The following is a 10,129-nucleotide window of genomic DNA, read 5'->3' as shown; positions in this document are numbered from 1 at the left end:
GGGGGCCGGAGGCGGGGCGCGGAGGGGGAGACCGGCGAGCCCCGTTGCCGAGGGGGCCCGGGCGATTTATCGTTCCCGCACGATTTGCGCCCAAGATCATAAAATGTGAAGGGATCGCGGCCATGGCGGAGAAGTCGGCGATTGCGGCTGCGCCTGCGCCCACGGGATCGGCTGCCGCCGGCCGGAAGGCGAATTCCGCGTCTGCGGCGGAGAAGGCCGCCAAGGCCGCCAAGGCCGAGAAGGCTGAGAAGGCCGCGCCCGCGAAGAAGGCGGCGCGGGCCGCGAAGAAGACCGCGTCGACCGCGAAGGTCACGAAAGCCGTGAAGACGGCCCCGGCCGATGCCACCGCCGAGGCACCCGTGCCCGGCAAGAGGGCGGGCTCGGCCAAGACGGCTGCCGGGGCGGCGAAGACCGCCAAGACCACGAAGACCGCCGCCAAGACAGCGAAAACCGCCAAGACCGCCGCCGCGGGGAGCGCGCGGGGCGCTGCCGCAGCCGCCCCGGCGGGGGAGGAGAAGGCCCCCGGCGGCAAGGCCGCCGCCCCGGCCGGGAAGCGCGCCGCGAAGGCGAAGGCGACCGCCGGGGGCGGCGCCCCGGCCCGCGAGGCCGCCTCCGCCGCCTCCGGCAAGAAGGCGGCCCCGGCCAAGAAGGCCACGAAGACCGCGAAAGCCTCCCCGGCCAGGAAAGCCACCGCCGCCGCGAAGGCGGCCGCCGCCAAGAAGCCCGCATCCGCCGGGGAAGCCGCCCCGGCCGGGAATCGGGCCTCCGGCGCGAAGGCCGCGTCCGCCGGTGGAGCCGCCCGCAGGGACGCCGCCCCGGCCAAAAAGTCCGGGGTCACGGGAGAAAGCGCCGCGGCGGGGAAGACTGCCACGGTGGCCACGGCCGCGGCGGCCCGGAAGGGCGGAGCCGCCGAGGCCACCGCACCAGCGAAGAAGGGCGGCCGGGCCCGGAAGGGCGCGGCCGCCGCCGATGAGCTGTCCGCTGAGGAGACGGGAGCCAGGACGGTGGCTGCGAAGAAGACCATGGGGCAGGCCGCGAAGAAGGTGCCGGGGGCCCGTGCGGGCACGCCCGGCACGGCCGCGGTCGCGCCCGGCGAGCTCGCGGTACGGCCGGGGGAGGAGCCCTGGTCGCCGGCGGAGGTGGCCGAGGCCCGTACCGAGCTGCTGAGCGAGGTGATGCGGCTGCGGGCGGAGATCGAGGCGTCCCAGGCCGCGATCAGCGGCCTGATGCGGGACTCGGGCGACGGCGCGGGCGACGACCAGGCGGACACCGGCACCAAGAACATCACCCGGGAGCACGAACTGGCCCTCGCCGCCAACGCCCGGGAGATGCTGCTGCAGACCGAGCGGGCGCTGGAGCGCCTGGACGCCGGTACGTACGGCCTCTGCGAGAACTGCGGCAAACCGATCGGCAAGGCCCGTATGCAGGCATTTCCCCGCGCCACGCTGTGCGTGGAGTGCAAGCAGCGGCAGGAACGTCGCTGACCGGCCCCGCACCGCGTGCCGTACCCTCGTCCTCAGCCAGCAGGGACGACATCCAGGGACTCACGTGACTGAGGCGGAACAGGCCGGACGGCCCACCGAGCCCACCGGGGCGACGGCGACGGCCGGTGGAGAGAGCGCGCCCAAGGGCCCGCGGCGCATCGGGACGCTGCTGGCCGTGGCCGCCTTCGCGTACCTCCTCGACCTGGGCAGCAAGCTCCTCGTGGTCGCCCAGCTGGAGCACCACGACCCCATCCAGGTGTTCGGCACCTGGCTCCAGTTCGAGGTGATCCGCAACCGGGGCGCGGCCTTCGGCATCGGCGAGGCGATGACGATCATCTTCACGGTCATCGCCGCCGCCGTGATCGTGGCGATCGCCCGGATCGCCCGCAAGCTCTACAGCATGCCGTGGGCGATCGCGCTCGGCATGCTGCTGGGCGGTGCCTTCGGCAACCTCACCGACCGGCTGTTCCGCTCGCCCGGCGGCTTCCAGGGCGGCGTGGTGGACTTCATCGCGCCCGCCCACTTCGCGGTCTTCAACCTCGCCGACTCCGCGATCGTCTGCGGCGGCTTCCTGATCGTGATCCTCTCCTTCCGGGGCCTGGACCCGGACGGCACCGTCCACGAGGACTGAGCCCCGGGGGAGTCCCGGGCGGAGTCCCGGGCGGGTCCCGGACTTCGGCCCCGGGGGTCCCCGGGCCGGGCCCCCGGCCGAGGCCCGGGGCGGGGATGCCGCGCCCGTCCGTCATACTCGACGGGTGAGCACCATTCCCGAGATCCGCGCCCTGCCTGTTCCCGACGGCCTGGAGGGCGAGCGCGTCGACGCGGCGATCGCCCGTATGTTCGGCTTCTCCCGCACCAAGGCCGCCGAGCTGGCGGCCGCGGGAAAGGTCCAGCTCGACGGGGCCGCGGCCGGGAAATCCGACCGGGTGACCGGCGGCGCCTGGCTGGAGGTCGAGATGCCCGCGCCGCCCGCGCCGGTGCAGATCGTCGCCGAGCCCGTCGAGGGCATGGAGATCATCCATGACGACGACGACATCGTCGTGATCGTCAAGCCGGTGGGCGTGGCCGCCCACCCCAGCCCCGGCTGGACCGGCCCCACCGTGATCGGCGGCCTCGCCGCCGCGGGCTACCGCATCTCCACCTCGGGCGCCGCCGAGCGCCAGGGCATCGTCCACCGCCTGGACGTCGGCACCTCGGGCCTGATGGTGGTCGCCAAGTCCGAGCGGGCCTACTCCCACCTCAAGCACCAGTTCCGCGAGCGGATCACCGACAAGCGCTACCACGCGCTGGTCCAGGGCCACCCGGACCCGATGAGCGGCACCATCGACGCCCCCATCGGCCGGCACCCCAACCACGACTACAAGTGGGCCGTCATCGCCGAAGGCAAGCCGTCCGTGACCCACTACGACCTCATCGAGGCGTTCCGGGCCGCGAGCCTGCTGGACATCAAGCTGGAGACGGGCCGCACCCACCAGATCCGGGTGCACATGTCCGCCCACCGGCACCCCTGCGTCGGCGACATGACCTACGGCGCCGACCCCACCCTCGCCAAGCGGCTGAAGCTCACCCGCCAGTGGCTGCACGCCGTGCGCCTGGGCTTCGAGCACCCCTCGGACGGCCGCTGGGTGGAGTTCGAGAGCGAGTACCCCGACGACCTGCGGTACGCCCTGGACACGGTGCGGGCCGAGAGCGCGTAGCCGCCCGGCCCGGAGGGCGGAGCGGGAAACGGCCCGGAGGGCGGGCCGGAGGCGGGTGAGGCAGGCTGGGGGAACGGCCCCGGCAGTCACACCCGCACCGACCCGCCCGGAGGGCATCCGTGGACCAGCTCGCCCTGCTGTTCGTTTTGCTGCTGGGGGCGCTGGTCACCGTGCCGCTGGGCGACCGGCTCGGGCTGCCGCCGCCGGTGCTGATGACGCTCGGCGGGATCGTCCTGGCGCTGCTGCCGTTCGTGCCGAACGTGAACATCCCGCCGGAGTTCATCCTCCCGCTGGTCCTGCCGCCGCTGCTCTACGCCTCCGCCCAGCGCACCTCCTGGCGGCAGTTCGCCGCCAACCGGCGGCCGATCTTCCTGCTCGCGGTCGCGCTGGTCTTCGTCACCACCGCCGCCGTCGCCGCCGTCGCCAACGCGATCGTGCCCGGGATCTCGCTGGCCGCCGCCGTGGCGCTGGGCGCGCTCGTCGCCCCGCCCGACCCCGTGGCCGCCACCGCCGTCGCGGGCTCGCTCGGGCTGCCCCGCCGCCTGGTCTCCATCCTGGAGGGCGAGGGGCTCTTCAACGACGTCACCGCCATCGTGCTCTACCACGTGGCCATCGCGGCCGCCGTCAGCGGCAGCTTCTCCCTGCCCAGGGCGGCGGGCGAACTGGTGTTCTCCGCCGTGGTCGCCGTGGTGGTCGGCCTGGGGCTCGGCTGGATCGCCAAGCGGCTGATGGACGTCCTCGGCGACCCCACGCTCCAGATCGGGCTCACCCTGCTGGTGCCGTTCGTCTCCTACGTCCTCGCCGAGGAGTTCAAGGGCTCCGGGGTGCTCGCGGTGCTGACCACCGCGCTGTTCCTCGCCGAGTTCGCGAGCGACGCCGACGACGTCCTGGGGCGGCTGGCCGGGCACACCTTCTGGGAGATCGTCGACACCCTCGTCACCGGCGTCGCCTTCGGTCTCGTCGGCCTCGAACTGCACAACGCCATCAGCACCGCGTACGGCCGCTGGGGCGAGATGCTCGGCATCGGCGGCGTCGTCATCGCCGTCGTGGTGGGCGTACGCCTGGCATGGCTCCTGCCGGCGGCCTGGCTGGCCAGGCGGCTCCACAAGGGCCGCGACATCGACGAGGAGATCCTGACGAACTGGCGGGAGACCCTCGTGATGTGGTGGTCCGGGATGCGGGGCGTGGCCTCCGTGGCGCTCGCCCTGGCCATCCCGCTGACCGCGGAGGACAAAAAGCCCTTCCCCGCCCGCGGTGAGATCCTCTTCATCGCCTTCGCCGTCATCGTCTCCACCCTCGTCGTCCAGGGCCTGACGCTGCCCCGGCTGGTCAAGCTGCTCGGCGTGCGCGCCGACTCCGACTGGACCCGGGAGCTGGAGCGCCAGCTGGCCATCCGCGCCGCCAAGGCCGCCAAGCACCGGCTGCTGGAGATCGAACGACAGGAGGAGCTCCCCGAGGACCTGGTGGAGATGCTCCACCGGCGCGCCTACGACATCGGCGCCCGCATCAGCCCCGAGATGGTCGACGAGGAACGGCGCGAGGCCCACGCCCAGCGCGTCCAGCGGGTGCGCACCATCCAGACCATCCACGCCGAGCTCCTCTCGGCCGCCCGGCACGCGGTGCTCGACGCGCGCAGCGAGCCGTGGATGGACCCGGAAGTGGTGGACCGGGTGCTGCGGCAGCTCGACATGCGGAGCCTGCGCGGGGCCTGAGCCATCTGCTCAGGTCGTCCCCGGCCCGGGACCGATGTCCCCCGACGTGGGCGGGGCCTGGCGGCGGTCCGGGGCCTCCTCCAGACCGGGCGCGGGAGCGGTGTTGATCCGCGGCAGCGCGTACGGGTGCTCCCGGCGCAGCCACGCGATCAGGGCCTCGCGGACCACACAGCGCAGCGTCCAGATGTCGTCCGGGTCCTTGGCGGTGACCAGCGCCCGCACCTGGATGGTGGAGGGCGTGGTGTCGGTGACGACCAGGCTCCAGTTGCGCCCGTCCCACTCGGGGCAGTCCTTGAGGACCTCGTGCAGCCGCTCGCGCATCAGATCGATGGGGGCCGTGTGGTCCAGATGGAGGAAGACGGTCCCGGTCATCCGGGGATTGCTCCGGGACCAGTTCTCGAAGGGCCTGCTGGTGAAGTACGACACCGGCATGGTGACGCGCCGCTCGTCCCAGGTGGTCACCACCAGATAGGTGAGGGTGATCTCCTCGACGGTGCCCCACTGGCCGTCGACCACGACCGTGTCCCCGATGCGCACCATGTCGCCGAAGGCGATCTGCAGCCCGGCGAAGAAATTGCCCAGCGTCGACTGGGCGGCGATGCCCGCGACCACGCCGATCACCCCGGCCGAGGCCAGCAGGGACGCCCCCGCCGCCCGCATCGCGGGGAAGGTCAGCAGCATCGCCGCCACCGCCACGACGGACACGGCGGCCATGACCACCCGCTGGATCAGCGTCACCTGGGTCCGCACCCGGCGCACCCGGGCGGGGTCCTGCGCGCCCGCGGCATAGCGCGCGTAGCCGGACTCCACGACGGCGGCCGCCACCCGCACCGCCAGCCAGGCGCACGCCGCGATCAATATCAGCGTCAGCACCTGCCCGACCGCCGCCCGGGACCCCTTCGGCAACTCCGCCGAGGGATACCCGGCGCGCAGCAGCGCGGTGCACAGCACCAGCCGCAGCGGCGTCCGGCAGCGCTCCAGCAACCCCCACAACGGGGTCTCGGGATGCAGCGCCCCCACGCGACGCACCGCCTGGTCGGCCGCCCACCCCGCCACGAGGGTGATCAGGACCGCCCCGCCGAGCACCGCGAGGGGACGCAGTATGTGCTCCATGAGCAACACCTCCGCTCTTTCGAACGTAACTGGCTGGCACGATGGGGGCACGCGATCCATGCCGTAAGGAAGTGACCTCCAGTGACGTCCCCTACCACAATTGTTCTGTTCCATTCCGCGTACGGTCTGCGGCCCGCGGTCCACGCCGCCGCCGACCGCCTGCGGGCCGCCGGGCACGAGGTGCACGTGCCCGACCTGTACGAGGGGCGCACGGCGGAGACCGTCGAGGACGGCATGGCTATCAAGGACGAGATCGGCCACGAGGAGCTCCTGCGCCGCGCCGTGACCGCGGTGGCGCCCCTGTCCGACCGGGGCCTGGTCTACGCGGGCTTCTCGCTCGGCGGCTCCATCGCCCAGAACCTGGCCCTGGCCGACGAGAAGGCCCGGGGCCTGCTCCTCCTCCACGGCACGTCCGACCTTCCGGAGGACGCCTCCGTGGACGAGCTGCCGGTCCAGCTCCACGTCGCGGACCCGGACCCGTTCGAGCCCCACGACTGGCTGAACGCGTGGTACCTGCGCATGGGCCGCGCCGGCGCGGACGTCGAGGTCCACCGCTACGCCGGCGCCGGCCACCTCTTCACCGACCCGGAGCTGGACGACTACGACGCGGAGGCGGCGGAGCGGACGTGGGTGGTCGCGTTGGCGTTCCTGGAGGAAGTGACCGCCGCGCGGTAGAGCGCGAACGGCCCCGCCGGGGGATTCCGGCGGGGCTGTCGCGGGATGGTTCAGACGAGGCTGATGCCGGCCTGAGCCTTGATGACGTCCACGGCGTCACTGGTGAGCCACCGTAGCGGAACGACGGTCCAGCGGACGCCCTTGCGCATGATCACGGCGTTGCCGTCCTTGGTGCGCCCGACGTGAATGAAGCCGTGGTCGCGTCGCAGGTCTTTCGCCAGGTTCTCGCCGTGGACCATCGCGCTACTTCCCTTCGCGCTCCTCATCGTCGGCCATGCTGCTGTAGACGCTACCGTTCTGCGAGACCTGCGTGTCGGGGTCGGTGACCTGCTCCCGGTTCGCGTCCGGGTCCCAGTCGTCGTCCTTCTTCCCCATGCAATGGGCTCCTTTCATGCGATCAGCGCTGTGTCGACGTGCGAGGGCGACAGAGCCACTTACTGAGGCTCAGATTCCACCCGCGCTGACGCGTTGACCAGGGTATTTTGCATTCCAAACCCTTCCAGAATGCGGGGAGTTGAACGCGTGAGCGAACCGGAGTCGCCCGAGGTAACGTTCGGCAAGGAGATCAGGTACGCACTTAGCGGCCTGCCCGAATGATCCGGCCGCTCGAATCAAGGAGATGGTGGGGCACCGCATGCGGCGTCGGAAGGTGTTCGACGGTTCGAACCCGCCGTCGTTGGAGGTGATCCTGCATGAGGCCGCGCTGTGGTGCGGAATCGGCGGCCCTGTCGTCATGCAGGCACAGCTCCAGTATCTCGCAGCAGTATCGGAGCACCCGCGGATCACGGTGCAGGTGCTTCCCTTCGGCGCCCCACCCAGAGGGACGCCGTTTATCTTGCTCGGGAGACCGGATGGCAGCGAAGTCCTCTACGCAGAGAGCTATGTACGGGGGCAATTCCATGACTCACCGGAGGCCGTTGCCGAAGCGCGAGCGGCGTATGAGCGGCTGCGTGCCGACGCCCTCGCGCCCGCTCAATCCCTCTTCCGTATCCAGCACGCCATGGAGGCTTACACCTGCGCTACTTCCGACTACAGCGAGGGCAACGGCGGAACCTACGCCGAATGGGCCCCCGTGTTTGCCTGTGGCATCGTCCCCGTCCATAAGACCTCGTAATACGATCTCGTGGAGTATGGCTGCCCAGGCGTGACTCGGGTGGCATTCGGTAAGTGCAGGAGATATCCGACTTGGCTCGGACGATCTCCCAGCCGACCCCTTGGGGAATCCATAGGAATCTCGCGAACCCTCGCGTTGGCCTGCGCCGTCCTATGACCTGCACCGGGCGGCTGCGGCAGCTGCCCAGGAGGAGGTTGGCAAGTCATGCGTTCGTTCCGAAGGCCCCGTACCCGTCGGCGCGGGGCGGTCGCGGCCGCCTCCTTGGCTTTGATCGTGCTGGCCTCGGCCGGCTGTTCCGGCCAAGGCGCGGTCGCGCAGCCGGGGGCTGCTGCGGACGCGTCGAAGCCGGGCGCCGCCCCCGCACCGGTGGCGTCGTCGGGCGCGCTGTTCGGCGGCGACGCGCAGCTGACCGGTCTGCCGGATCTCGGCCGCTCCCCGGCGATCGTGCGCACCTATGACACCTTGGACAATGCCAAGACGTTCCCCTCCACAGAGGAGACTCACGCCTTGAGCGCCGGGGCGACTCTGCTGGCCAGTCTGGGCACGGGACACGACCGGGATTGGGCGTCCGTCGCCGCGGGCAAATCCGACACCGCTGCGCTCGGATTCCTGCGTGCGGTCGACAACGCCGCCACAACGCATCACTTGAAGACGGTCTACGTGTCGTTCAACCATGAGCCCAATGCAAAGGAAAACGATAAGAAAGGGAGCCCGGCGCAGTTCGTCGCGGCCTGGCGGCACATGCGCCAACTGGCAACCGACGCACGCCTGGACGCCCGGAACGGGGGTCACCTGAGCTGGGTGTGGATCCTGACCGCGAACGGCTTCCACCAGTCCGGCACCCCCGAGCGCTACTGGCCGGGCGCTGAGAACGTGGACGTCGTCGGCGTCGACGGCTACGTCTCCGGCGGCTGCTCGAAGCAGGCCAGTGGCAATTACGTGAATCCGTCCAAAACCGCCCCGAAGCCCGGCACCGTCTTCGACGCGGCACTGACCTGGAGTGCCGCCCACGCCCCGGGCAAGCCGGTGTTCGTCCCGGAATGGGGGAGCGTCCCGTTCACCGGTTCCGGTGTCCGGGCCTCGTATATCCGTGCAATGACCGGCTATGTGGCGGCCCACCGGCAGATCGGCGCGGTCCTGTACTGGAACGATCACGCCCACCACGACTCCTGCGACTACTCTCTGGGCAGCGACCCCGCAGCGCAGCGTGCTCTCGCCGCCATGGGCCGCGACGCGCACTTCCAGGCACATCCCTGACCGCCGGGGCTCCGCCCCCGGATCCCGGGGCCGGGGGACGGAGCCTCGGGGAACGTCAGCGCACCGGTGCGTCCGCGCGTTCCACGCGCTGGGTGCCCGAACGCGTGGCGTACGAGCGCGCCCACGACGCCGTCGCCTTCGCGTCGCGCTTGTCCGACAGGACGTAGTAGTCCATCTGCGCCCGCTCGGCCGTGACGTCGAGGACGCCGTAGCCGTGGCCGTCCATGTCGAGCCACTTCACGTGCCGGTTGGAGGCCTTGATGGCCGCCGCCGCGGGCACGGACAGGGTGTGGGGTGCCACGTGCAGCAGGTCGTCGAGGTTGTCGGACGACACGGACGTCACCACGAACTCCGTGGCGACGGACGACGACAGCGGGTACGTCGCGGCCCGCTTGGGGACGTCGTTGGCCCAGGCCATGTGGATGTCGCCGGTGAGGAAGACGGTGTTGCGGATGGAGCGCCGCTCCAGGTGGTCGATCAGCTCGCGGCGGTCCTCGGTGTAGCCGTCCCACTGGTCGGTGTTGACGGCGAGGCCGCCCGCCGGGAGGCCCAGGAGCTTGGCGACGGGCTCCAGCAGGTGGGCGGGGAGGGCGCCGAAGGCCACCGGGGAGATCATCACGGGGTTGCCCACGAGTCGCCAGGTGGTGTCGGAGCCCGCCAGGCCCTCCTTGAGCCAGTCGAGCTGGGCGCGGCCGGTGATGGTGCGGCCGGGTTCGTCGACCTTGCCGCTGCCGGGCTTGACCTGCTGGGAGCGGAAGGATCTCAGGTCCAGCAGGTGGAGGTCGGCGAGCTTGCCGAAGCGCAGCCGGCGGTAGGTGGTGCCCTCGACGGAGGGGCGTACGGGCATCCACTCGAAGTACGCCCGCTTGGCCGCGGCGACGCGGTCCGCCCACGCGCCCTCGGCGCCCGGGGTGTGGTTCTCGGCGCCCCCGGACCAGGCGTCGTTGGCGAACTCGTGGTCGTCCCAGATGGCCACCATCGGGTGGGCGTGGTGGACGGCCTGGAGGTCGGGGTCGGTCTTGTAGCGGCCGTGGCGGGTGCGGTAGTCGGCCAGGGTGATGATCTCGTGGGTGGGGG

General features: G+C 71.5%; 11 protein-coding genes. 7 read left to right on the top strand and 4 right to left on the bottom strand.

Annotation, left to right across the window (positions count from 1 at the left end):
* Positions 1 to 122: 122 nt before the first annotated feature.
* The 4 genes from K6I33_RS24890 to K6I33_RS24875 all read left to right on the top strand — a co-directional run bounded on the left by K6I33_RS24890 (position 123) and on the right by K6I33_RS24875 (position 4,893).
* Positions 123 to 1,484, top strand: coding sequence for a TraR/DksA C4-type zinc finger protein (locus K6I33_RS24890; RefSeq protein WP_229356757.1), 1,362 nt, complete (start codon positions 123 to 125; stop codon positions 1,482 to 1,484).
* Between the two features lie 64 nt (positions 1,485 to 1,548).
* Positions 1,549 to 2,115 (top strand): signal peptidase II, encoded by a 567-nt coding sequence (locus K6I33_RS24885; RefSeq protein WP_229356756.1) that lies wholly within the window; start codon positions 1,549 to 1,551, stop codon positions 2,113 to 2,115.
* A 124-nt stretch (positions 2,116 to 2,239) separates the two neighbouring features.
* Complete coding sequence (locus K6I33_RS24880; RefSeq protein ID WP_229356755.1) at positions 2,240 to 3,181, top strand: RluA family pseudouridine synthase; 942 nt, start codon at positions 2,240 to 2,242, stop codon at positions 3,179 to 3,181.
* A gap of 119 nt (positions 3,182 to 3,300) precedes the next feature.
* Positions 3,301 to 4,893 carry a Na+/H+ antiporter gene (locus tag K6I33_RS24875; RefSeq protein ID WP_229356754.1) on the top strand — a complete coding sequence of 531 codons (1,593 nt, stop codon included), beginning with the start codon at positions 3,301 to 3,303 and terminating at the stop codon, positions 4,891 to 4,893.
* Between the two features lie 9 nt (positions 4,894 to 4,902).
* On the opposite strand, the gene K6I33_RS24870 is transcribed toward K6I33_RS24875, so the two are convergent.
* Positions 4,903 to 6,006, bottom strand: a complete 1,104-nt coding sequence (locus K6I33_RS24870) for a mechanosensitive ion channel family protein (protein WP_229356753.1) — start codon at positions 6,004 to 6,006, stop codon at positions 4,903 to 4,905.
* 81 nt (positions 6,007 to 6,087) lie between these two features.
* On the opposite strand from K6I33_RS24870, the gene K6I33_RS24865 reads away from it, so the two are divergent.
* Positions 6,088 to 6,681: a dienelactone hydrolase family protein gene (locus K6I33_RS24865; protein WP_229356752.1), complete on the top strand. Its 594-nt coding sequence runs from the start codon at positions 6,088 to 6,090 to the stop codon at positions 6,679 to 6,681.
* Positions 6,682 to 6,731: 50 nt separating this feature from the next.
* On the opposite strand, the gene K6I33_RS24860 is transcribed toward K6I33_RS24865, so the two are convergent.
* Entirely contained in the window at positions 6,732 to 6,920 is a 189-nt protein-coding gene (locus K6I33_RS24860) for a hypothetical protein (RefSeq protein ID WP_229356751.1), read from the bottom strand.
* Between the two features lie 4 nt (positions 6,921 to 6,924).
* Positions 6,925 to 7,056 (bottom strand): hypothetical protein, encoded by a 132-nt coding sequence (locus K6I33_RS36080; RefSeq protein ID WP_275126764.1) that lies wholly within the window; start codon positions 7,054 to 7,056, stop codon positions 6,925 to 6,927.
* A 244-nt stretch (positions 7,057 to 7,300) separates the two neighbouring features.
* Between K6I33_RS36080 and K6I33_RS24855 the strand changes: the two genes are divergently transcribed.
* A complete protein-coding gene (locus K6I33_RS24855; RefSeq protein ID WP_229356750.1) occupies positions 7,301 to 7,795 on the top strand; it encodes a DUF5753 domain-containing protein in 495 nt (164 codons plus the stop codon).
* A gap of 204 nt (positions 7,796 to 7,999) precedes the next feature.
* Positions 8,000 to 9,052, top strand: a complete 1,053-nt coding sequence (locus tag K6I33_RS24850; protein ID WP_229356749.1) for a hypothetical protein — start codon at positions 8,000 to 8,002, stop codon at positions 9,050 to 9,052.
* 55 nt (positions 9,053 to 9,107) lie between these two features.
* Here the strand turns inward: K6I33_RS24850 and K6I33_RS24845 are convergent.
* On the bottom strand, positions 9,108 to 10,129 hold a 1,022-nt coding region (locus tag K6I33_RS24845; RefSeq protein ID WP_229356748.1), incomplete at its 5' end, for an alkaline phosphatase D family protein.

The organism is Streptomyces sp. UNOB3_S3 (genome assembly GCF_020740895.1).
GTDB lineage: Bacteria > Actinomycetota > Actinomycetes > Streptomycetales > Streptomycetaceae > Streptomyces.
The sequence above is the reverse complement of the archived record's forward strand: the minus strand, read 5'-3'. Positions and strand labels throughout refer to the sequence as shown.